General features: G+C 67.8%; 13 protein-coding genes and 1 pseudogene. 4 read left to right on the top strand and 10 right to left on the bottom strand.

The genetic code is table 11. The features are described from left to right. Positions 1-476: 476 nt before the first annotated feature. The 3 genes from ABZ795_RS24780 to ABZ795_RS24770 are packed head-to-tail and all read right to left on the bottom strand — an operon-like array spanning position 477 to position 3,984. A complete protein-coding gene (locus tag ABZ795_RS24780; RefSeq protein ID WP_357532069.1) occupies positions 477-1,820 on the bottom strand; it encodes an MFS transporter in 1,344 nt (447 codons plus the stop codon). Beyond that, positions 1,817-2,644, bottom strand: a complete 828-nt coding sequence (locus ABZ795_RS24775; protein WP_357532068.1) for an SDR family NAD(P)-dependent oxidoreductase — start codon at positions 2,642-2,644, stop codon at positions 1,817-1,819. The genes ABZ795_RS24780 and ABZ795_RS24775 overlap by 4 nt, the downstream gene beginning before the upstream one ends. Further along, positions 2,641-3,984: an NAD(P)-binding domain-containing protein gene (locus ABZ795_RS24770; RefSeq protein WP_357532067.1), complete on the bottom strand. Its 1,344-nt coding sequence runs from the start codon at positions 3,982-3,984 to the stop codon at positions 2,641-2,643. The genes ABZ795_RS24775 and ABZ795_RS24770 overlap by 4 nt, the downstream gene beginning before the upstream one ends. A 125-nt stretch (positions 3,985-4,109) precedes the next feature. Here ABZ795_RS24770 and ABZ795_RS24765 point away from each other — a divergent pair, with 125 nt between their 5' ends. Further along, on the top strand, positions 4,110-5,240 hold the full coding sequence (locus tag ABZ795_RS24765; protein ID WP_357532066.1) for a helix-turn-helix domain-containing protein: 1,131 nt from the start codon (positions 4,110-4,112) through the stop codon (positions 5,238-5,240). A gap of 180 nt (positions 5,241-5,420) precedes the next feature. Then, positions 5,421-6,266 carry an SMP-30/gluconolactonase/LRE family protein gene (locus tag ABZ795_RS24760; protein ID WP_357532065.1) on the top strand — a complete coding sequence of 282 codons (846 nt, stop codon included), beginning with the start codon at positions 5,421-5,423 and terminating at the stop codon, positions 6,264-6,266. Here ABZ795_RS24760 and ABZ795_RS24755 read toward each other — a convergent pair. Then, positions 6,165-7,106, bottom strand: a complete 942-nt coding sequence (locus ABZ795_RS24755; RefSeq protein ID WP_357532064.1) for a transposase family protein — start codon at positions 7,104-7,106, stop codon at positions 6,165-6,167. The genes ABZ795_RS24760 and ABZ795_RS24755 overlap by 102 nt on opposite strands. 266 nt (positions 7,107-7,372) lie before the next feature. Further along, positions 7,373-13,837 carry an RHS repeat-associated core domain-containing protein gene (locus tag ABZ795_RS24750; RefSeq protein ID WP_357532063.1) on the bottom strand — a complete coding sequence of 2,155 codons (6,465 nt, stop codon included), beginning with the start codon at positions 13,835-13,837 and terminating at the stop codon, positions 7,373-7,375. A gap of 232 nt (positions 13,838-14,069) precedes the next feature. On the opposite strand from ABZ795_RS24750, the gene ABZ795_RS24745 reads away from it, so the two are divergent. Both ABZ795_RS24745 and ABZ795_RS24740 read left to right on the top strand, forming a co-directional pair. Next, on the top strand, positions 14,070-18,467 hold the full coding sequence (locus ABZ795_RS24745; protein WP_357532062.1) for an FG-GAP-like repeat-containing protein: 4,398 nt from the start codon (positions 14,070-14,072) through the stop codon (positions 18,465-18,467). 127 nt (positions 18,468-18,594) lie between these two features. After that, positions 18,595-18,916: pseudogene (locus ABZ795_RS24740) on the top strand (hypothetical protein); the annotation flags it as partial. 290 nt (positions 18,917-19,206) lie between these two features. Here ABZ795_RS24740 and ABZ795_RS24735 read toward each other — a convergent pair. From ABZ795_RS24735 to ABZ795_RS24715, 5 genes are all read right to left on the bottom strand, one after another. Beyond that, the gene (locus ABZ795_RS24735) at positions 19,207-20,274 is read right to left on the bottom strand and encodes a DUF808 domain-containing protein (RefSeq protein ID WP_357532061.1); all 1,068 of its coding nucleotides are present in this window, start codon (positions 20,272-20,274) and stop codon (positions 19,207-19,209) included. Positions 20,275-21,135: 861 nt separating this feature from the next. After that, entirely contained in the window at positions 21,136-21,405 is a 270-nt protein-coding gene (locus tag ABZ795_RS24730) for a hypothetical protein (protein ID WP_357532060.1), read from the bottom strand. Positions 21,406-21,466: 61 nt separating this feature from the next. Next, positions 21,467-22,993, bottom strand: coding sequence for an alpha-L-arabinofuranosidase C-terminal domain-containing protein (locus ABZ795_RS24725; protein ID WP_357532059.1), 1,527 nt, complete (start codon positions 22,991-22,993; stop codon positions 21,467-21,469). A gap of 38 nt (positions 22,994-23,031) precedes the next feature. After that, positions 23,032-23,184 carry a hypothetical protein gene (locus tag ABZ795_RS24720; RefSeq protein ID WP_357532070.1) on the bottom strand — a complete coding sequence of 51 codons (153 nt, stop codon included), beginning with the start codon at positions 23,182-23,184 and terminating at the stop codon, positions 23,032-23,034. Between the two features lie 96 nt (positions 23,185-23,280). After that, entirely contained in the window at positions 23,281-24,276 is a 996-nt protein-coding gene (locus ABZ795_RS24715; protein WP_357532058.1) for a LacI family DNA-binding transcriptional regulator, read from the bottom strand. Between the last annotated feature and the right edge of the window lie 70 nt (positions 24,277-24,346).

The following is a 24,346-nucleotide window of genomic DNA, read 5'->3' as shown; positions in this document are numbered from 1 at the left end:
AAGGCTCAGGCCGACCCGGCGACCGCATCGGCGCCCGCAGCGCCCGGTCCGCCGCCCACTGCCTCCGCGCCCCTTCCGGCACCTGCTCCAGCTTGATGTTCCTGCCCATGCACACCTCCGTGATCAAGGTGTTGCGACGACCGGTTGAAACCGCCGAGCGCGCCGCCATTCGTATGGTGGCCCGGGCCGACGGGTGATGAATACCCCCGGTATCTGTGGTCTCGGCGATCTGCCGTTGCGCGTGGGTGATGGGCCCGGCCGCCAGGGCCGCGTTCGCCGCACCGAAGGTCAGCGGTGCCTGCTGTCTGAGTTCACCCGCTACGCTTCACCGCCCCACCCGCCGCCGTCGCGGCATTCCTGGCCGACGCCGTCGGCTGGCGTTGGGCATTCTGGCTGCTGGCTCCCCGCCCGATGCTCGGGACGCTGGCCATGCGAGCTTTCGCTCGGCGACCGGTGCCGGCCTGAGCACGTAATGCTCAACCGGTGTGGCGTGTCCGATCCAGCTTCCAGCGCACTTGGAATGTCAGCGCCGCGGCCATCAGCACCGCCGGGACCACGGTGAAGCCGATCAACAGGGCGGTGTGGGCGGACTCCGGCTGCGTCACGGTCTGCCCCTCGGTGGTGGAGATGAAGCCGCCCAGGGCGAGCACGGCCGAGTACACGTACGGGCCGATTGCGGTGCCGGTGGCTTCGGTGGCAGTCCAGACACCGGTGTAGGCGCCGGCCCGGACGGTACCACGCTGCTCGGCGGCCGCGACCGCATCCGGGACCATCGAGAACGCGAACAGCTGCAGCCCGGCGAACGCGATGCCCAGGACGCCGACGACCGCGACAGCCGGTACGGTGCCGTAGCCGAGCAGCGGCGCCAGCGAACCGGCCACGAAGACCGCCTGGCAGATCAGCAGGCCACGCTGCTTGCCGATGCGCCGGGACACCTGCATCCACAGCGGACCGGCGACGACCGCTGGACCGAGGAACGCCCCCATGAACACGGCGGTCAGCCCAGAGTTGTCGAAGACGTACTTGGTGTAGAACGGCAACGCGGCGAGGAACAGGTGAGTGGTGGTGCCGGTGAACAGGTAGGACAGCACCAGCGCGCGGAAGTCGGGGTCCCGCCAGGCGACCGCGATGTCACCGATTGTCGAGTGGGCCGCCTGCTGGTCGGGCGTCCGGAAACCGGCGTGGGCAGTGAGACGCCGTACCCCGGTCAGTGCGACCAGCCCGGAGATCACCATGACGCCGGAGAGCAGCAGGGCCATCCAGCCGTAGTCGCCGCGCTGTCCCGACTCCACCAGCGCCGGTGCGGCCACACCGGCACCAAGCAACCCGAGGGTGAGGAAGAGCATCCGGAACATGAACACCCGGGTGCGCTCGTGGTACCCGACTCGAAGATCGGACGGGGTGGTCAGGTAGGGCACCTGGAAACACGCGAAGAGCAGGTTGCCGGCGATGAACCAGCCGCCCACCCAGAGCGCCGCCGAGGCGCCGGAGAAACCGGCGGGCACCGAGAACATCGCCACCATGGCCACCGGAAGCAGCAGACCGACCCGCAGCATGCCGAGCCGGTGTCCGTTGCCGCGCGCTTCCCGGTCGGATCGGCTGCCCAGCATCGGATGCACGATGATGTCGATGATCTTCGGCAGCAGCAGGGTGAGGCCGGCCAGGAACGGCGAGACACCGAGCGTATTGGTGAGGAAATAGAGCAACAGCAGGCCGGGAACGGTCACCCAGACGCCCATCCCGACCGAACCGGTGGCGTACGCGATCAGGTCACCTGCCCTGGTCCGCACCTCGCCCGCCGCCGGGCGCAGCGCCGTCATCGGGTCGCCTCGTGTCGTGCGACCACACCCGCGGCCAGCTCGGCGCCCTGGAACGCGCCGGAGCGGACCCGGCCGGCGAGGGTGCGTGCCACGATCCGATCGGTCAGCGCGGGCAGGTGACGGGCCAGGAAGAACTCGACCGCGCCCCGCCGGGTGGTGGGTAGATCACGGCGAGGACGACGACTGAGCGCGGCGCGCAGCACGGTCCGGACCACCCCGTCCAGCGGCTCGTATCGGCTCATGCCCTCCAGCGAGAGCCCGGCCGCGGCCGTCGAGTCGTGGATCGGGCTTCGTACCGCCGACGGGTACACGCAGGTGACGCCGACATGGGTGCCGAGCTCCAGACGCAGCGCGTCCGCGTACGCGACCAGGGCGCGCTTGGAGGCACCGTACGCAGCGGCCAGCGGCAACTGCATGACGGCCATCCGCGAGCTGAGCATGACTATCCGGCCACCAGAGGCGACCAGCGCGTCCACACATGCGGCGGTGACCCGCCAGGTGCCCAGCAGGTTGATGTCGAGCTGGCGGCGTACTTCCGCGCCCGGCGCCAGTTCGGCCGGGGCGGGCCCACCGATCCCGGCGTTGTTGATCAGCAGGTCGAGCCCACCGAGCTGGTCGATTGCTTCGCGTACCACCGCCGGCACCGCGTCGTCGTCGGTGATGTCGCAGGCCAGGACCCGGACCGGGTCATCGGCACGGGGGGCCAGGTCCAACCCGACGACCTGGGCCCCGAGCTCGTCCAGCCGGGCGCAGATGGCCCGGCCGAACGTGCCGGAGGCACCGGTGACGAGGACCCGCAATCCGCGGGGGTCTCGGGCGCTCAAACCACACTCTCCTCGGCGGTGAAGGTGCGTCCGCCCCGGGCGAGGCGATTCCGGCCAGCCGCGATCTCTTTGGGCAGGTCGGCGACGTACCGGTCGAAATCGATGCGCATGTGCGGCCGCGCGTCCGTGCCCCACCGCTCGATGGCGGCGCGCAAGGCTCGCTGCACGGCGTGCTGCTGTTCGTCGGTGCCGGGCAGGGCATAGCCGCCGGAGAGGTACGCGGCGACCAGTCTGGCCTGGACCTCCACGACCGGCAGGGCGGCACCGGTGGACTGCATCAGGCCGACGAATGCCAGGCTGGGGTCGTCGAGATGGAAGACCCGCTGGTACAGCGGCAGCTGCTCGGGGTCGGGGCCCAGCCATTGCGGGGACAGGAACGGGATACTCACCCGGTACCCGGTGGCCCAGACGATCACGTCGACCGGGTCGGCGCTGCCGTCGGTGAAGATCACCCGGTCCCCGTCCAGCCGTTCGATGCCGGGACGTGGGATCACCTCGCCGTGGGTGAGCCGGTGCAGGATCGTGTCGCTGATCGTCGGATGGTTCTGGAACAGGCCACCGGCCGGGGCGGGTAAGCCGTACCTCTGCGGGGTCCCGACGGCGAGCCGCAACAGGGTCTCGGCGATGCGCTGCCGCAGCCGCCACGGCAGGGCGGCGAGGGCACCGCCGGTCGCGTCGGCCGGACGGCCGAACAGGTACTTGGGGACGATGTGGACGCCACGTCGGGCGGAGAGCAGGACCGGGCCTCGAGCGACGTGCGAGGCGTCCACCGCGATGTCCATGGCCGAGTTGCCCATGCCGACGATCAGCACCCGCCGATCCCGGAAGACGTCCGGAGTGCGGTAGTCGTGGGCGTGCATCTGGGTGCCGTGGAACGTCCCCGGATAAGCCGGATCCGGATAGCGCGGATGCCAGTTGTGGCCGTTCGCGACCACCACGGCGTGGTACCGCTCGGTGTCACCGGACTCGGTTGTCACCGCCCAGAGCCGGTCACGCTCGACGCGGGTGACCGTGCTGCCGAACCGGATGTGCGGAATGAGCCCGAACGACTGCGCATAGTCGGCCAGGTAGCTGGCGACGTGACTGGCCGACGGATAGTCGGGCCAGTCCGCGGGCATCGGAAAATCCGCGAACTCGGTGCGGCGTTTGCTGGTGTTCAAGTGCAGGGAGGCGTACGCCGGAGACAGGCCGCTGCTGTTGTCCCTGACCCACAGGCCACCGGGCCGGTCACCCTTCTCGTACGCCACCACCGCACAACCGGCGTCGAGCAGCGCCTTGACCGTGGCGAGACCGGCCGCTCCCGCACCGATCACCGCCACCCGACTCGAAGAAACGGCCACGGTACCCCTCGACGGTTGTAGCTTCCGCCAAACCGTAGGGCCTGGCACGAGGCGAATACATGGCGTGGACCACGCGGTTTCGGGTTCTTGTTGTAGCGCACCACAACGGCGGGGAGCATGGCAGGATGACGCATCCGGACGGCTGGACGACGATGGTGGACCTGATCGAACGCGTCGTGGGCGATGACGAACTGCTGCCGTCGGTGGTCGCCGGAGTCCGTACCACCGTGCGGGAGGTCTTCGCACTGCCCACCTCCGACATCGCCGGGCACACCCGCGCTCTGCTGGTGGCCGCAACCCGCGCATTGGTCGCACGGCGCGGCCCCACCGAAGCTGAGCTGTCGTTCGTCGCGGACCTCGGTGTCACCCGTGCCCGGCAGGGCGTGCCGATCGAATCGGTGCTGGGCGCGATCCACTTCGCCGAGCGCGCGATCTGGGCCCGGGCCCGGGAACTCGCCCGGGACCAAGGCGTCAGCGCCGAGCAACTGCTGGACGTCCGGGACCTTTACGACGACTGGGCCGAGGCCGTCCGGGCCCGACTGATCAGCGCGCATCGGGCTACCGGAGCCAGCACGGATCCGCTTCCCGGCCGCCGGGACACGGCACTGCTGCGGCGGCTGCTCCAGGGTGGTTCGGCGGCCACGCTGGCAGCCGCCGAGGCCGGTCTTCCGGTCACCGACGGGCTGTGGGTGCTCGTCGCCCGGCCCGGGGAAACCGCCGCCGGCATCGAACGAGCCGTACGCGAGCACCCGCCGGTGCTGTGCGCAACCGTGGACGACCTGATGGTCGGAGTCCTGTCCCGGGCTCCGTCCGCCCGCCTGAAGGAAATCGGGGCCGTGGCAGGGCTCGCCGGTCCGGCCGAACCGGAGAAACTCGCGCCGGTGCAGCGGCTCGCCACCGCGGCCCTGACCGCCGCCGAGTCCACCGGCCGCACCGGACTGATCCACATTGCCGATGTGGCCTGGCTGGCGGCGTTGACCGAGCGGGCAGACCTGGCAACGGTGCTGCTCGACCGGTACGCGCCCGCTTGGGCGGCACTCGGACCGACTGCCGAATCGGTGGCGCACGCCGTGCTCGCCTGGCTGGAGAGCGACCGCGATGTCGACCTCGCCGGGGCGAGACTTTTCGTGCACCCCAACACGGTTCGCAATCGGGTCCGGCGCTTCGCCGCCGTCACCGGCATCGACCCGGCGGGCACCTTCGGTGCCATGACCGCCTGGTGGCTTTGCCGAACCTGGCTGCGCGACGCGACCTGATCTCGCACGCCCGCCGCAGTGCGGCTCGCGGAGTCCGACAGGGCGCAGCCTCGGGCAGCCATATTCGGCGGCACCTTCTCATCCATCGCGTCGCGCCTGTCGTCTCCTGTTTCTCGGCGACGAGGAGATCCCCTAGTCTGGCGGTAAGCTGTGCCGGTCATACCCAAAGGGGCAGTTGTCATGCGGGTTGAGCAGGTGACGGCCCCGGTGGCCTACCACGGCGAGGGGCCGGTGTGGTCGCCCCGGTGGGGCGGCCTGCGCTGGGTCGACATGCTCGCCGGTGACGTGCTGTCCCTCGACAGCGACGGCAACGTCTCGCGCAGTCACGTGGGTCCCGTTGCCGCGGTGCTGCGCCCACGCCGCGACGGTGGCGCGGTGATCGCGATCGAGCGAGGGTTCCTGCTGGAAGACCCAGACGGCTCCCGCACACCACTGCCCGAACTCTGGTCGAGCGACGACATACGGATGAACGAGGGCGGCTGCGACCCCGACGGCCGGTTCTACTGCGGATCCATGGCCTACGACCAACGCTCCGGCGCCGCCAGCCTGTACCGACTCGACGCCGATCTCACCGTCACGGTCGTGCTTTCCGACGTCACCATCTCCAACGGGCTCGAATGGAGCCCCGACGGCTCTCGCGCCTACTACAACGACACCACCACACACCGGATCAGCGTGTTCGACTACGACCGCGAGGCAGGCCTGACCAATCGGCGCACGTTCGTCGAGATCCCCGACGGCGGCCAACCCGACGGCCTGACCGTCGACGTCGAGGGCGGAGTATGGACAGCGATCGTCAACGGCGGCGCCGTACACCGCTACACCCCCGACGGCCGTCTCGACGAAATGCTGACAGTGCCCGCCCGCAAAGTCACCGCCTGCACCTTCGGCGGAGCGAAACTGGACGAATTGTTCATCACCACCTCACGGGAGGGCCTGCCGCAGGGGGCGGACCCGCTGGCCGGCGCGCTGTTCCGGGCCAGCCCGCAGATCGCCGGCCGGCCGGTACACGAATTCGCCGGATAAACCGGACGCCTCGATCTCAGCGACTTTGCGGTAGGTATTTGTATTCGAAGTGGGTGAGGTGTAGCGCGGCGGTGATGATGTCGCCGATTCGTCGTGGGCTGATGGTGGTGTGGCGTGGTGTTTTCCAGCGTCCGACGAGGATGGCGAAGCCGGGTTCTCCTTGCCAGCGTAGGCCGCGTAGGAGTCGGTTGTAGGCGCGGTTGTCGGGTGCGAGTTGGTGTCCGTCGGTGGGTTGCTTGATCGGGTCTTGATGCCGTGGCTTGTGCTTTCGTAGCCGGAGTCGGCCAGGGTGGGTAGGTCGAGTTCGGCGGCGGACCAGTTCAGGGCGGCGGTGATGCCGAGTTCGCGGGCGCAGGTGGTGTCGTGCAGATGTCCCGGCATTGCCGGTGAGGTCCAGATCGGTAGTCCGTCCGGGCGTATGACGGCTTGGATGTTCGCGCCGTGGTCGCGGTGTTTGCCGGAGTACCAGGCGTCGATCTGGTCACCCTTGGCCGACAGGGCCGTCTCGGTGAGCCGGTCGCAGTCGAACAGTTTGCCGTCGAGGATCACATGCGACCAGCCGTCGGCGGCGGCCCGACGCAGCGCGGTGTGCAGATCCTCAGCCTGGGCGGCGAGTACGGTGATGCCCTGGTCGCGGTAGCGGTACGCCGTCGCTCTTGAGATGCCGAAGCCGGCGGCGAGGAGGGTCATGTCCTCGGCCTTGCGGAACCAGACAAGCACCATCAGGGCCTGGTAGAAGCAGGTCAACGCCCGGGTGCCGCGGCGGGTGCCGCAGACGCGGCGCTGGGCGTACAACAGCCGGGCGAGGTACTGCACGAGTTCCCTCGGGACGTCGACCATGGCACGATAGGCAATCACGTGGAGCCCTCGAAGACGTGGATCTGTCGCAGGAACCCTGTCTATCGATGGCTCCACGCCTGTTTCCACTGCCGACCGAATCGCCACCTTCGCCCGTGTCACACCAATCAACCCTTATGCGTCGCTGAGATCACCTCACTGTTGGACAGACCCCTTTCCGGGATCGCGGTGGCAGCTATGCCGACGGTACCCGCAAGGGCACACCCGACGCGATCCAGGGATCGCAACGGCTACCCAAATTAATTGATTCAGAGAGGGGCTCTGAAGCGATAGCTTTGGATCAGGTGGTACTCGAACGGGAAGGCATCAGCCCCACTGCCGGCATTTCCGTCTCCGCGGGGTGGCGTTACGCCAGGAACCCGCGTTCCAGAATAAATGGTAGTGGCGTTTTGGACATGGAATTCAATTACAGGCTGCTCTTTCTCGTAACCAACCACCTTCCAGTTTACGTCGTATGACCCAGTGAACGCCGACCAGTCTCTGGGAACTTTCCCCATCCAACTCAGGCCATCAAGGACCATGTACTTGAGGACTTCAAGCTTAGGCATCTCTGAGTAATGGTAATCTTGTCGCCCCTCCGTCTCGCCAGCCGCCGCTCGCGCAACCACCTGCTGGTATATTTCCCTAAATGATCCACTGGACCACAGTTCGCTGGTCATCCGATCTCCCCAGCGGAAGTAATCATAAGTCGCACATGCACTGGGGAGAGTTAGGCATTTCGTCCAAAGTCTGCCAGGAATGGAGTAGCGACTGAAATTTTTCAGATATTTCCACAACATCTTACGGGGTCCCTCTCGGCGGGTACCCGCAGCATGACAATACTCCGGGGTTGCCGTGCCGCAAGCCTCAGGAGGCGGTTTCTGATTGCCACCATTTTCCCCCGCAGGCTTTTCTGTCGACGCGCCGCCGCCCTCAGACACTGGCGGTGGGATGATGGGATTCTTGCATCCATCGTCATTACAGAAGAGTAGGCCCGTCGGGTCGCTGTAGTGGATTGGGCTGTTGCGGCCGTAGGCATAGGGGTTCCACTGTTGCGAGTCGGCGGTGTCGATGACAGGGTCGACCGAGACGAACCGGCCGACGGCCGGGTCGTAGCCGCGGGCACCGATGATGGTGAGCCCGGTAGTGCTCATCGGCTTGTCGAGAAAGCCTCGGTTGTCGGGGTAGGTGGCGGTGGCACCACGGGGTGCGCCGTACGGGGTGTATTGGCGCCACGTTGGCGTCTGTGCGGAGTTGTCGAGGTAGAGGGTGGGTGTGCCCTGGTGGTCGGCGAGGGCGAAGGTGTAGCTGGTGCCGGTGCCGGAGCGGATGCAGGTGCCGCCGCCAGGCAGGGAGTGGTAGCGATTGCTGTCGATGGTGCCGGTGGCGGTGTTGAGGGTGTGTTGTTCTCCGGGTAGGTAGAGGGTGGTCTTGCCGGGCTCCCGCTGGATGAGCAGGTTGCCGTCGGCGTCGTGGAGGAAGGTGTTGGCACTGCTGGTGCCGCCGGTGACTTCGGTGAGTTTCCCGGCGTCGTCCCAGGTGAGATTCTGGGCGCCTTGGGCGGCGTTGCGGCCGGTCATGTTGCCGGCGTTGTCGTAGGTGTAGGACGTGGTGCCGGTGGCACCGCCGGACGTGCTGGTGGCGGTGAGGGTGTGGGGTTTGCCCTGGCCGTTGCCGTTGTAGGTGTAGTTGGTGGTGATGTCGCTGCCGCCGGAGAGGTTGCGCTCGGTCTGCTTGGTGCGGTTGCCGATCGCGTCGATCTCCCAGCTGGTCCAGTACGCGCTGCCCTCGCCGATGGTGTTTCCCACCATGGATCGGTTGCCGGCGGTGGGGGTGGCCGCGCAGTTGTCGGTGGCGGTCCACGCCTCGGTGAGCCGGTTCAGCCCGTCGTAGCCGTAGCACTGGGTTTCGGCGGTTGTCCCGTTGCGTCTGCTGACCTTTCGGTTGATCTTGCCGAATAGGTCGTAGCGGTATTCCTGCTCGTCGAGCGGGATGGCGGTGCTGCTGCTGGTGGCCTTGCTGACCAGTTGGTTGGTGAGCCGGCCGGTGTGCGTGTCGTAGGTGTTGGTGACCAGGGCGAAGCTGTTCGCAGAGCCCAGCTTCTGTTGATTGACCCGACCCCAGGCGTCATAGGTTGCGTCCTGAAGGTAGCCGGCGAGCCCGGTGAGCGTAGTGGGGAGGTCAAGCCTGCCGTAGCCGTGCCCGACAAACTCGGACGGCAGGCTGCCCTTGGCAGGGTAGGTGTCGGTGAACGGCAGGCCGATGCTGGTGTAGGTGCGTCCGAAGGTGTAGGAGCCGGCCAGGGCACCTTCACTGTCGGGGATGGTGATGGTCTGGCCGAGGCTCGTGCCGAAGACGCTGAAGGCCTTTTGTTGGGTCGTGTAGGCCTGCCCGCCGCGATAGGCGACGGTGGTGGTGAGTTGTCCGATCGCGCGGGTTACTCCCGGCACGTTGTTGCTGTTGTCGTACACCCACTTCGCCCGTTGGTTGGCCGCGGACTGGTTGGCCACGGTCGCGGCGAACTCGCCGGTCTTGCGGTTGAGCGCGTCGTAGGCGTACGACAGGGTCTTGCCTCTTCCGTCGGTGACCTGTTCCAGGTTTCCGTTGGCGTCATAGGACAGGCTGCTGTTTCCGGCGTCGGGGTCGGACTTGGTGACTACTTGGCCGAGCAGGTTGTAGGTCGACGTCCAGACGTTGTTCTTCGCGTCGGTCAGCGTCGACTGGTTGCCGCGGGCGTCGTAGCCGTACGAGCTGCTGGTGGTGGTGCCGCCGGTGACGGTGAAGGCGCCGGTGAAGGTGTCCGACGGGGTGGCGACGGTCGGCCGGGTCGTGTACTCGACCATCTGGGTCTTTCGGTCGATGGGGTCGGTGACGGTGGTGGCCACCGTGCCCCCGTCCGGGGGGATGACGGTCGTGCGATCGCCGTGGTAGATGGTGGTGGTGGAGGACACCGTCAGCCCGTTCTTCGCGGCGGCGACCACCACCGCCCGGCCGAGACCGTCGTAGGTGTTGAACGTCTGGTTCGGCACCTGTTTGTTCAGCTCCGCTGCCGACACCGGGTTGCTCACCCTCGGCAGGGTGGTGTTGTCCCACCATCCGTTGTACGACGCCCGGGTCCAGCCTCGGGTGTCGTAGAACGTGTCGGTGATCATGCGGCCGCCCTGCGGCGTTTCCGCCTGCATCTGCCGCTGTCGCAGCAGGGCGTCGTACAACGTCACCGCCGTGTCGTAGCCGCCCGCGTTGTTCAACTTCCGGGTGGTGACTGCCGTCACACCGGTCTTCGACACTGTGTACGCGAACGTGTAGTTCGCCGGGTTGCTCGTTGCCCGTGAATGCGTCCACACCGCCGTGTTACGGCCCAAGGCGTCATAGTGTTGGCGCGTGACGACACCGTTGGCGTCGGTGCTGGTCAGGGTGCTTCCTCGCCGTGGGTTTACGGTCGCCGACGAGCTCTGCTGCAACGGGTTTGTCGTTGACGTGCCGGTCACCAGGCCCACGGCGTTCATGGTGAAACCGGCGGTCGACTTGTTGCCCTTCGCGTCGTAGCTGTCCACCACCCGTCCCCAGGCGTCGTAGCTGCTGCGGCTGGCGGTCTGCCAGACGTACGCCCCGGAGACGTGGTCCTTGGCGGTACGGGTCATCGTCACGTTGCCCTTGGACGGCGCCGACGGCTGCGGGAACGCCTCGGTGAACGTGGTGTCGTCGTAGAAGGTCCGTTCGGCTTTGACGACCTGCGCGGGCCGGTTCACCGTCGCCGGGGCGGTAAGCGTGTTGATGCTGCCGGGCTTGGAGGCCGGGTTGCCGGCGGTGAACCCGCCGCAGGCCACCGCGACGGTCTCGACCTGGGAGACCAGGCCGATCAGGTTCTTTCCCGTGTTGGCCGGCGCGTGGGTGTAGCTGGTGCACCGGTCGTAGGCCGGGTTGGTCGGCACGGTGTAGGTGTAGGTGTGCTTCAGCGATCCGAGCGTGGCGCTGGCGGTGTTCGCGTCGTAGCTGTGCTCGGTGGCGGTGTACCGCCACGTCGGTGACGCGCCGCTGGTCACCGCCTGCCGGGTGTACGTCTTGACCGTCTGCACCCACTGCGCGGTCAGCGCCGGCAGACCGGTACGGGTGCGGGTCGCGGTGGCCCCTGAGGCCCAGTACGAGGTGATCGTCGAGGAGTCGACGCGCCCGTTCTCGCCGAGGTACTCGGTGGTCTCCAACTCCCGGCCGGCGAACTCGTCGACGTCCTCGTGCACGCCGCCGGCGGAGTCGGTCACGTTCACCACCGTCGTCGAGTTGTTCTTCGACATACCCCGGTAGTAGGTGACCTCGGACTGGGTGCGGCGGTCGTTGACGCCGTCACCGGTGAAGGTCTGCACCTTGGCGTAGCCACGGAACTGGCCGTAGCTGCGGTACTTGGCCTTGCCGACCTCGTTCTCGTCGTACCGCCACGCCGCCCCACCCAGGTACTTGTAGCTGCTGGTCAGGGCCGGGGCGCCACCGGTCGGGTCGGTGGAGGTGACTCGGGTGACCGCATACTTGTGGAACCAGTCCCGGTACGGGTCCACATACCCGTCCGGCGTCCAGTAGACCGGATAACACGACTTCGTGTTCGACGCCGGCGACTGCGACACCGGTGCGGTGCAGGGCACCGGCAGTTCGTAGCTGGGGGCGATCACCGATCCGGTCTCGGTGGTGATCGCCGAGATCCGCTGCCGGTAGAACGACGGCAACCCACCTGCGGTATTCACCCGGTTCGGCAACTTGATCCCGCTGAAACTCACCGACGGCAGCGTGATCGGCCCCGGCGACCCGCCGCTACTCGTGTCATGCCCGGTCCGCGTCACCGACGACAGCCACAGCGTCGGTGACGTGCCGTCCCCGGCCGCCGGCATCGTGTGTGCCAGGGCGTAGGTGTCGACCTTCTCGTGCTTGCTGGTGCCGATGTTCCACTGCTGGGTCTCGATGGAGGCCAGCCGCACCGTGGAGAAGAACGACGGGCTCCAGTTGTCGCAGTCTGTGCCCGAGGCGCAGATCAGGTCGAACGGCACGTCCGGCCAGTTGGCCTTGTTCGCCGAGTTCAGCGGCTGGCACGTGCCGGACAGGCAGCGGTCCCCGGTGTGGAATAACACCCGGTTCGGCACCGTCGCGTACGCGTCACCGTTGCGGAATCCGTAGTCGATGCGACTGAGCCAGGAGTCCCGAACGTAGGAGACGTCGTTGGTGCCCTTGTTCCGACCGTAGAAGTTGGTGGCCTGCCCGTAGTAGTACGCCATCGCGTTGCCGTGCACGTCCACTACGTGGTCAAGGCTCCACCGGTACGCCATGGTGCACACCGACGCCGAGAAGCCGTCCGTGTCGTAGCACGGGTCTCCGGCGTGTGGTGAGTACACCGGCGTGTGGTCCACCGACTTCGTCTCCGGCTTCCCCGACGTCCAGCCGGGGAGGCGGTTGCGGCCGAACTCGTAGACGGTGCCGTCGCGTAGCGTCACCCGCCAGTAGTCGGTGTTGTACGTACCGGAGCCGTTGTTCGAGTCCGTGACACGCGTGATGACTTCACCGTTGTCCGACTCCGGCTTCCAGATCTTCTTGCCGGCATCCCACACCAGCGCAGTGGAAGATCCGTTCAGCGACATAGTCACCACCGGCCCGTCCCAGCACCGGTCGTACGTCTTCACTGGCGACGCCTTACCACCCGGATCGTCCTGACATGACGCGAACGAATGCTCGATGAACGAACGGCCGGTCGACCAGCCGTCACCCACCCACGACGATTGCGCGTTCGTCGACGCGGTCTGACCATCCACACTCGCCGAGTCGTAGGATAGGTCCGCCGACGGGACCAACTCCGACGCCGATGGTGGAACCGCAATGGGATAGGAGTACGTGAACGAACCCGCACTGCCGCCACCGGTCCACGATCCTGAGGGCTTCAGATCCGTCGCCGCGTAGGTGCCGCCCTTGCCGCCCTCCTCACCCGCGTCGGCCACCGCCGCCAGCACCACCACGGCGCCATCCGCAGCGGAGCGCGCCTGGGCACCGACCGCCGGCAGGGACACCTCCGCCGATACCGATTGCGCCGCGACATCATTCGACGACACCAGTGGCGTCGCCGACCGGCACGCCGCCACCGCTGGTGTGGTCAACGCACACGCCGGAAGGCGCACCAGCCCCAACCGCGACCCGTAGTTACCACCGTAGGCCTCCGCGAACCCGGCGTAGTCCACACCGACCCGCACGACACCCTGCGCCTCGGCAGCATCAGCCCGCAGCGACAACAGGACCCCGTCTACGCCAGCCGCTTGTGCGGCGGAGCGGTCCGCGACCCGCACGTCGATCTGTTCGGCGCCGCGGTAGGAGCCACCGCGGGCCACCGGCTGTGCCCACACCGGCGAGTCGGGGGCCCGCACGGGTGCCGGGGTCGCGGCGCGGCCGGGCGCGGCTAGGTCCAGGCGGGCGGTGGCCGCCTTCGGCCAGGTGGTCCGGGCCGGACGGTACGTGTCCTTCGCTGCGTCCGGCGGTATGGTGAACTTCGTCGGCAGCGGCTTGACGCCCTTCACCGATGGGCCTGGCGAAGCGGTCGGCGCCGGCGGATCTTCTGGATCGGCCATTACCGGAGTCGCGATCAACATGCTCGCTGTCATCACGCTGGCGGCGACATATGCAACAGCGACACGACCGGATGCGGATACGTTTGATCGACCGAGCCTGTTCATGCAACCCCACCTCAAGCGAAGATCGAAACAGGCCACGCTCAAGTGTTCAGCTGCACACCCCCGTGGCGCTGACAATGTCTCATGTCGATCATTTCGGCCGGAACAGGAAGACAGATAGCCGACGATCGCTCGATAAATTCTGATCCCAGGGCGTACGAATCGGACAACAAATTGTGGTCCGGGGCGGCACGCCGCAGGATTGCCTGTTTCAATGTGGCCGCCAACAGACGCGATTTGTGGATCATTGGCATCACACGGGGGAGGCATCGTGTTGTCCATATTCGACACTTACGCCAAAGCGCGGTCGCTCTGCATCGTCACCGTCGGCGCCGTCCTGTTAGCCGGTCTGCCGCCACCGGTCGCGTCGGCCGCCGGCGCGCCGGCACCGGCCCCTGCCCCGCAGCCCGCCGGACTCCTCGACGCCGACGCGGCGATCGCCGAGGCGAAGCGGACCGGCCGGCCGGTGGAGGCGACCGCTGCGGGAACGTCGACATCTGTCCTCACCGCCCGCCCCGACGGATTGATGGAGTTGACGCAGTCGGCGGTGCCGACGCGCAAGCGGGTCGGCGAGGTCTGGAAGGCGTTGGACCCGACCCTGGTGCGCCGGCCGGACGGCAGCATCACCGCTGCGGTCACCACCAACGTGATCCGCCTGTCCCCTGGTGGCTCCGGCCCGATGGCGGTGTTGACAAGCGGCGACCGGGCTGCCGCTTTCACCGCACCAATGCCGTTACCGGCACCCACCCTGGACGGTTCGACCGCCACGTACCGGGAGGTGCTGCCCGGTGTCGACCTGACCGTACGGGTCACCGCCGAGGGTGGTTTCTCCCACGTGTTCGTCGTCAGGTCCCGGCAGGCCGCCGCGCACCCACAGCTGGCCGCTCTGCATTTGGCGACCACCACTACGGGTGTCGCCCTCACCGTGGATCGGGTCGGGAACATCGCCGGTCGAGACCGCACCGGTGCCACCGTCCTCACCGCTCCGGCACCCGTCATGTGGGACTCTGCTGCCGAGCGCGCCACCGGAGCATCCAGTCGGGAGCAGGCCAGATCCGACAGCACGGCACCGGGACGCGGCGCACGCACCGCTTCCATCGGCGTGCAGGTCAGCCGGGACAGACTCACGCTCAGGCCCGACCGAGACCTGCTCACCTCGGCCGAAACCGTGTTCCCGGTCTACATCGACCCGACGTTCACCTGGACTCCCGTCGGCCCGAAGATGTCCGGCTGGGCCACCATCTCCTACCAGCACCAGTCGACGAACTACTGGAAGAACACCCCGGATTTGATCGGCCGCATGCAGGTCGGCAACTCCGGCAGCCAACGCTCCAACACACTGATCAACTTTCCCGTTCCGCACGGCACCCTCACAGACGCCGAAATCAGCTCCGCCACCTTCAAAATCACCAACACCCGGTCCTGGAACTGCACCGAGAAGACCGTCTACATCTATGGCCCCGGCACCACGCTGACGTCGTCGAACGCCACCTGGAACCACTGGGAAGGCGTCAGCAAAGGCTCGGCCATCGCCTCGGGGAAATTCGCCTACGGCTACTCCGGCTGTGACGCCGCCGCCGTCGCCTTCGACATCACCAGCCAGATCCGCACCGACGTCAACAACAAGCGAGCCACCCGCACCCTCTGGATGGTCGCCGCCAGCGAAGCCAGCGACACCCAGAGCTGGAAGGAGTTCCTCCAGACCAGCCCCACCCTGACGATCCTCTACAACCACAAGCCCAACAAACCCACGAACCTCACCACCTCCCCCAAGACCGCCTGCGCCGGTGGCGGCTTCGTCGGCGACAGCAGCGTTTCGCTGTACGCGCCGGTGTCCGACCGCAACGGCGGCACGTTGGGGGTGTCGTTCAAACTCTGGAAGAGCAGCGACACCACGGAGAAGGCTCTCGCCTCATCCAATCCCAGCCTGCTGACCTACCCGTCCGGCAGCACTGCCGTATTGGTCGTCCCGGTCGCGACCCTGCGCACCGCCGCTGGCGGTGCCGCCACCGGCTTCTCCTGGAAGGTGCAGGCCACGGACTTCCGCTCCGCCGGCGACTGGTCGGTCACGTGCACCTTCACCTTCGACCCCACCCGGCCCGGCGCTCCGACGGTAGGGCAGCCGAACGACGGGGAGACGACCGTCGGGCAGCCGTGGACCTTCGCTATCGCAGCGGCGGCGGGGAACACCGCCCCGAAGAGTTACGTCTACCAGCTCAACGCCGGTCCGCCGGTGGACGTGCCCGCCGACACCGCCGGCAACGCCACGATCACCGCAGCGCCCACCCGCTTCGTCAACACCCTCTCGGTCACCAGCGTGTCCGCCGGCGGCAATTTCGGCGACACCGCCAGCGTGACCTTCAACTCGAAGCCCGCCGCCAGCGCCGTCGAGGGCGACCTGACCGGCGACGAGACCCCCGACCTGCTCACGGTCGGCGGCCGATACGGACTGCCAGCTGGCCTCTGGCTCGCTCCTGGAGGCCACGAACCGGGCAACCTTTTTGCCACCAACATCGGCGCACGCGGAAACGGGGTCTCCGGCAGCACCAACCCCGATGACCCGGGCAGCAACGACCCGGCCGACTTCAACGGCACCCAGGCCGTCACCGGCCGGTTCTTCGGCGAAGGCTTCCAGGACGTCCTGGTCTACTACGACAGCGGGCCACACGCCGGCGGGGCCAGCATCCTACGCGGCAACGGCGACGGCTCCGTCATCGAATCCCTCCGCAGCGGCGTCCAACAGAGCGTCGTCGCCGATCAGCTACGCGACGAGAACGGCAGCTCACCCCGGCAACTGGCCAATGCCGGCGACACCCGCGGCACCGGCTCCACGCTGCCCGACCTGATCAGCATCACCGGCGACGCCGAACACGGCTACCGCCTCAGCTACCACCCGAACCTGGGCGTACCGGGTGGCTACTTCTTCACCTACCACACCACCGCCCTGACCCCCACCGGCGACACCGACTGGAACGACTGGACGATCGCCACCACCCAGACCACCGCCGGCACCGCGATGTTCCTGTGGAACCGCACCACCGGAGCACTACATCTGTGGACCGCGCTCGCCTACGACGAAGACACCGGACAACTCACGCACACCCCCTACACCCTGCGGGCCGATGGCTGGAACACCGACACCACCATCGACCTGCGGGCAGCGGACATCAACACCGACGGCACCCCCGACCTCTGGACCACCACCAGCGGCGGACAGAGCACCGAATGGCACGTCACCAACCTGACCAGCGGCAACGGAACCATCACCGCCCAACCGTCCCGAGCCCTGATCACCGCCGACCATGCCTGGCAGCTCAACGACGCCGCCACCGGAACAGTCACCACCGCCAGGGACACCGCCGGCACGTTGCACGCCACCGGCACCAACGGGGCCACCTGGAGCACCGGCGACCTGTTCGACCCCGACGTAGCCTTCAACGGCACCAGCGGCACCCTCGCCACCAGCGCCCCGGCCGTACCCACCAACGCGGCCTTCACCGTCTCCACCTGGGTGAAGCTCGCGGCCCATGGCGGAACGGTGCTGTCGCAGGATGGCGCGAACACCGCCGGGTTCAAGCTCTGGGCTGAGTCCAGCGACCAATCATGGCGCTTCGCCATGTCACGAAGCGACGTGGCAAGCCCGATCTGGGACACGGCCAGCGCCGGCGCGGGTTCGGCCCGGCTCGGTGTGTGGACGCAGCTGACAGCGGTCTTCAAGCCGGCCGGCGGCAACCTGCACAGCATGTTCCTCTTCGTGAACGGTCGTAACGTGGCCTCGGCCGCCCACGGCACCATCTGGACCGCCGCCAAAGGCTTCCGCATCGGCGCCGTCAGAACAGGTCCGACAAGTCATGGTGGCTACCTCAATGGCGAGGTCTCTCTGACCCAGGCGTGGGACGTAGCGACGCTGGGCCCGGAACCGGCGGCTCACGACCTCAACGGCGATGGCCGAGCAGACATCGTCGCCGCGGACTCATCCGGAAACCTGTGGCTACACCCGAACACTGGAAACGGCGGCATGTCGACATTCGGCTCACCGGTCAAGATCGGCACCGGCTGGTCGGTCTACCGGTGGAACATCCGGGACTGGAACCTGGACGGACGTGCCGACGTCCTCGGAATCCCCCCCGACGGCATTCTTTGGCTTTACCCCAACGTCAACGGCGCGCCGAGCTCCGCACAGCGCCGTCAGATCGGCGTCTCATGGTCCGGCTACACCCACGCCACCGGGCACGCCGATGGCGACCGGAAGCCCGATCACTTCGGGATCAGAGCGTCGACCGGTGAATTGTTCTACTACCCGGACGGATGCTGCAAGATGCTCGTCGGTAGGTCCGGTTGGACGAGCTATCGCATCTATCCGGCGGACTTCGACTCCGACGGCCGCGACGACATTGTCGCCATCGACGGCTCAGGTCAGCTGTGGGTCTATCCGAACACCGGCCAGGCCGGATTGGCGATGCTGGGCACCCGGCGATTGATCGGACAAAGCTGGTCAAGCTACCGGGTAGCAGTGGCCGACATGAACTCGGATGGCAAGCCGGACATCGTCGGTGTCGACTCCAGCAACAACGTCTGGCTCTACCCCGGAAACGGTGCCGGGGGCCTCGACAGCCGGGTCCAGATCGCCAGCAACTGGACCACCACCAACGCCAAGACCATCGGCTGACATCCAGGCGAGAACATCCGCTCAAGCTGAACCGATCAAGGACGGTGCGGATCAGCTCAAAGATCATCAGCGTACGCTCGTTGACGCCCTCACCGGCACCTGCCCGCAGATGACCGCACTGACCGGCTTCATCGGCTCGTTCGCCGGGCTCCTCACGCCCGCAGCCGGCAACGACGACCGTCTCGACTCATGGATCACCGAGGTCAAGGCCACGGACCTGCCCCACCCGGGCACCTTCATCCGCGGCCTCCCTCGGCCTTGACCGCGACGCCGTCAACGGCGCCCTGACCCACCCCTTCCACAACGGCGGCACCGAAGGCGTCAACACCAAACTGATCAAGCGACAAATGCACAGACGCGCCGACTTCGCCCTCCTACGACAACGAATCCTGCTCGGCTGGCCGGCACCCTCGATCACCACCGAATGTGAGACAGAGCCGTTTACTTGACACTCCCGGAACTGGCTGTGCTGTCGGCGCCGCCGCCGGGACGCCGAGTCATCGCTGTGGACGGCAAGGTGCCACAGGGCACTGTTCCGGCCCGAGGAGAGCGGGTCCATCTGCTGTCGGCCTACGACACGTCGACCGGTATGGTCCTGGCTCAGGTCCAGGTCACGGCGAAGTCGAACGAAATCCCCGCGTTCGCCCCGCTGCTGGAGCAGGGTGGTGATCGTCGCGGACGCGCTGCATACACAGGTCACCCACGCCCAGGCCGTCGCCGCGGCCGGATGATTTTGCGGTCAATCGCGTGGCGCTCGGTCCGCAGGAGCGTCGCGACGCTGAGCTGAACGGCTCGGCTGCGCGGGGATGGTGCCGTCAGTACGAGTCGCAGCCGCAGGCTTGGATTTGCGGCGGTGGAGCGTGAGAGTCATGACCAGCACGACCAGCGCTCCGACGATCAGCCCGAGGATCGCGCTGGCCACCGTGTTGACGAGCCAACCGACGAGCCCGCCAAGAACACCCGTGGCGTCGTGGGCGGCGACCTCCACGTGGTGCACGGCCTCGTACAGGAAGTGCAGGTTCAGCTCGTTCGTACCGAGCAGCAGGATGTGCCCGCCCACCCACAGCATCGCCGCGGTGCCGACTACCGTCAGCACGCTGAGGACCACCGGCATCGCCTTCACCAGACCGCGGCCGAACGTGGCGACGGCGCCGGAACGTTGCGACAGGCGCAGCCCGACGTCGTCCATCTTCACAATCAAAGCCACCACGCCGTACACCAGGACGGTTATGACGACGGCGACGACAGCCAGGATCGCCAGGCGGGACCAGAACGCCTGATCGATCACCTCGTTAAGGCTGATGACCATGATCTCCGCCGACAGGATCAGGTCGGTTCGTACCGCCCCAGACACCAGTGTCTTCTCATCCTGCACCTTTTCCTCGCCCGCGCCGGACGCATCGTGATGGGCGATCTTGGCCCACACCTTCTCCGCGCCTTCGTAGCAGAGGTAGGCGCCGCCGAGCATGAGGATCGGAGTGAGCAGCCAAGGCACGAACTGACTGAGCAGCAGCACCGCCGGCAGGATGATGAAGAACTTGTTGCGCAGCGACCCCACGGCAATGCGCTTGATAATCGGCAATTCGCGCTCGGCCGCCAGGCTCCGCACGTACTGCGGCGTGACGGCAGCATCGTCGACGACGACGCCCGCAGCCTTGGCGCCGGCCTTCGCGGCGGCCGCCCCGATGTCGTCGATCGACGCGGCAGCGGCCCGGGCCAGCACCGCCACGTCATCCAGCAGGGCTACGAGTCCACCGGCCAAGGGAGGGTCCTTCCAGAGGGTTGCGCAGAGTTCGAACTGGCCCATTCTCGCCCAGGTCCCTGCGCGCGGCACAACACCTCCGGGATCACTCCACCGCCCGAACTGCCGGCCGCCGTCCCGTCGGTGACGGCACCGATCAATCCCGGCGGCAGTCGTCATGACGCTGGCTTCTGCGGTCTCGCCGCGCTGGTATGTAAATCCTCAGTAAAGACCCCGCGTATCGACCTGATTGCGCTGCGTAACCTCCCGCCAGGAGATCCGCATCCTTGGATCCCATTGGGTTGGAGGCGTAATGCCAGAAGATCGATTGCGCCGGTCAGCGGCGGCCACGGTGTCGGTGCTGCTGACGGTGAGCAGTTTCCTGGCGGTGGCCGAACCGGCTACCGCCGCACCGCACGGCCCGCCTGACTGGGTGGACCAGATTGGTAAGCAGAGCCAGACGGCGCTGCCGGCACCGGAGATCCCGGCGCCGGCGAAGGTGCCGCTGGCGCACAGCACAGCGGCCAAGTCGCCGACATGCGCCTTCCCGACAGCCGCGAGTTGGGACGTACCGGCCGACGCGGGCGCGGCATCCGGCGCGGCTGACCAGGGACGGCCCGTCCGGCTGGTGCTCGCCCCGGCGGCTCGGTCGACAACCGCGCTGCGGGTACGGGTCGCCGACCGGGCCATCGCCGAGCGGGCCGGGGCCAGCGGCTTCGTGTTCAGCGTCAGCGACCCGGCCGCCGGCGCGCAGGCCCCGGCCGGACGGGATCCGGCGACCCCTGGCCGCAACGCCGGACCGCTGGCGGCATCCGAACCGGGCACCGCAGCGGCCGGGCAGCGGCGACCCGCCTTCGGCGGCACCGACAAGGTGGCTGCCCGCATCACTGTCGACTATTCGGGTTTCGCCAACGCCTACGGCAGCGACTACGCCAGCCGGCTCCAGGTGGTGGCACTGCCCGACTGCGCGCTGGCGGCCGCCCTACCGGCCGGGTGCCAACCGGCCGGCAAGCCGGTGCGGTTCAGCAACGACTTAGCGGCACAGCGGTTGACCATCGAGGTCGGTGACCTGGCCAAGCAGGCAGCCGGCACCGACGCCGCCGACGCGTACGGCGCCACCGCCACCTTCGCCGTCACCAGTAGCGTCGGTGGGGACAACGGCACCTTCGGGGCGAGTTCGTTGAACAGCGCCAGCACCTGGTCGGTCTCGCCCGGCTCCGGAGCGTTCCGTCGCGGATGTTCACGTTCGGTCGGTCCATCAGCGCAGCTCGAGCGCCACGGTGACGTAGGAGTGGGCGGGCAGGTCGACCTCGAGCCCCCGGGGATGGGGGCCCACGCCGGCATGGTCGGTGGGGGCGACGGCGTCGGGCTGCTCGGGGATGTTGTGCGCGTCGAGCGCGGTGGCGGTCAGCACCCGCGCGGTGTGCCCGACGACGTCGCGGCCGCGCAGGTCCAGGACGAGGGTGCGGTCCGTCTCGGCGTCGAGGTTGGACAGCGAGACCAGGGCGGTGTCGCCCTTGACCGACGCGGACGCCGAGACCAGCGGCAGCTCGGTCGCGTCGACGGCGCGAGTCTCGACGTCGCGCAGGTGAACCGCGAGGGCGGCGGCATCGTGGTGGCCGGTGTTCATAGCGAAGACGTGGTACGTCGGGGTGAGCACGAGCGCCCCCGTGTCGGGGTCGGTGAGGATCATGGCCTGCAGCACGTTGACGGTCTGGGCGATGTTCGCCATGACCACGCGCTCGGCGTGACGGTGGAACGCGTCGAGGTGCACGGAGGCGACCAGGGCGTCGCGCAGCGTGTTCTGCTGGTACAGGAACCCGGGGTTGGTGCCCTTCTCCACGTTCCACCACGTGCCCCACTCGTCCACGACCAGGCCGACCTTGCGGTACGGGTCGTAGCGGTCCATGACCGTGGAGTGCCGGGTGAGCAGCTCCTCCATGCGCCGGGCGCGGGCCATGGTCACGTACCACTCGTCGGTGCTGAACCCGGTGGCGTCGCCCTTGTCCGACCACGACCCGGCCATCGTGTAATAGTGCAGCGACACGGCCTGGAACGGGCCCGCCGACCCGGCCGGGTCCGCCGCCAGGTCGTCGAACGAGCGCATGAGCGTCTCGGTCCAGTGCAGGTCGGCCTCGTTCGCGCCCGCCGCGATCCGGTACAGCAGGTTGCCGCCGTGGTTGCGACTGTAGGTGGCGTACTGCCGGGCTAGAGACGCGAACTGCTCGGCGCGCAGGTTGCCGCCGCAGCCCCACGCCTCGTTGCCCAGGCCCCAGAACGGCACCCGCCACGGCTTCTCGCGCCCGTTCGCCCGCCGCAGCGCCGCCATCGGTGAGTCGTCCGCCCGGGTCAGGTACTCCACCCAGTCCGACATCTCCGCCACCGACCCGGACCCCACGTTCCCCGACACGTACGGGTCCGCACCGAGCAGCTCGCACAGGTCCATGAACTCGTGCGTGCCGAACGCGTTGTCCTCCACCACGTCGCCCCAGTGCGAGTTGACCATCCGCGGGCGGCTCTCGCGCGGGCCGATGCCGTCACGCCAGTGGTAGTCGTCGGCGAAGCAGCCGCCCGGCCAACGCAGGTTCGGGATCGAGATCGCCCGCAACGCCTCGACCACGTCCGAGCGGATGCCCCGCACGTTCGCGACCGGCGAGTCCTCACCCACCCAGAACCCGCCGTAGATGCACCGCCCCAGGTGCTCGGCGAAGTGCCCGTACACGTGCCGGCTGATCGTGGCGCCGGGCAGGTCGAGGTCGATCACTGCGGTCGTGGTCGTAGTCATTGTCTCCCCATCGGTTGCGTGTTCCGTCATTGCATGCCTCAGCGAGGAGCTCGCGGAAGCCAGACCCGCATCGGGCCGGGGGCGCGGTTGCCCCAGGTCGAGAACGGGATCGCTGTCACCGGGCTCGTCGACGAGCTCGGTGGCGGTGTCGGGGTCGTAGAGGCCGGTGCCGCGTCCCGGTGATCGGGGATACGGGGACGGCGCGCAAGGCGGACGTGCGCCCATAGGTGCTCGACATGGTTTCCTTCGACCGAAACGGGCTAAACGGCGCGGGTGGTTGCCCGGCCCTAAGCCCCACCGCGGGTGGAGCCACGTACCACGAGACGGACGGGCACGACGACGTGCTCGGCCGGGCCGGTCCAGCCCGCCATCTGCCGGTGCAGCAGACCCACCGCGGTCTCAGCGACACCTTCATGGTTCGCGTCGACGGAGGTGAGGCCGGGCGGGACGAAGCTTGACATGTCGAGGTTGTCGAACCCGGCGAGCTGGACGTCGGTGGGCACCCGGAGCCCGCTCTCTGCCAGGGCCGCGACCGCGCCGAGCGCGACGACGTCGGTGACGGCGAAGACGCCGTCGAAGGGCAGACCGGACGCGATCACATCGAGCAGGGCATCACGTCCGGCCGCCGACGTGAACGTGGAGATGGGCACCACATAGCGTGCGTCGACATCGAGGCCGGCATCGCGATGTGCGCGCTCCCAGCCAATGCGGCGGTCCGACGTCATCATGTGCGCGGTGTCGAACGTGCAGCCCAACCCAACGATGCGCCGCGAGCCATGCTCGATCATGTGCGCCGTCGCGAGGCGGGCGCCCTCTTCGTTCGCCAGCCGCACGTGGTTGAACCGGTCGGGCACGTCACGCTCGCCGAGCAGCACGATGGGCTTGGCGGTACGCACGCGGTCCAGCTGGTCGCGGTCGAGTCCGACGACGGACAGCAGGACGCCGTCGTAGAGCTGGAGTCGCGCGACGCTCAGCGCCGCCATCTCATGCTCGGGGCTGCCGCTCGTCCGCTCAAGGACGAGGTGCCGCCCCTCGGCCTCGATCAGCGGCGCGATCTTGTCGGAGACCTCACCGAAGTAGTCGTGGAAGCTCGGCACGATGAAGGCGACGGTGTCGGTCCGTCCCGCGCGCAGGTGGCGCGCGGTCAGGTTGACCTCGTACCCCAGCGCCTCGACGGCGGCCATGACACGGGCGCGCGTCGGCTCGTTGACCGGGAGGCGCTCATTGACGACGTTCGACACGGTCATGACCGAGACGCCCGCCTCACGGGCGACGTCCGCCATCCTCACCACATATCCTCCTTATCGCGGCATTCTGCCAGCTCAGCAACGTCGTCTGGCGAGAAGCCGCCAC

The organism is Micromonospora sp. NPDC047134 (assembly GCF_040643455.1).
Classification (GTDB): Bacteria; Actinomycetota; Actinomycetes; order Mycobacteriales; family Micromonosporaceae; genus Micromonospora.
Note: the sequence above shows the minus strand (reverse complement) of the source record. Positions and strands in the feature narration are given on the sequence as shown.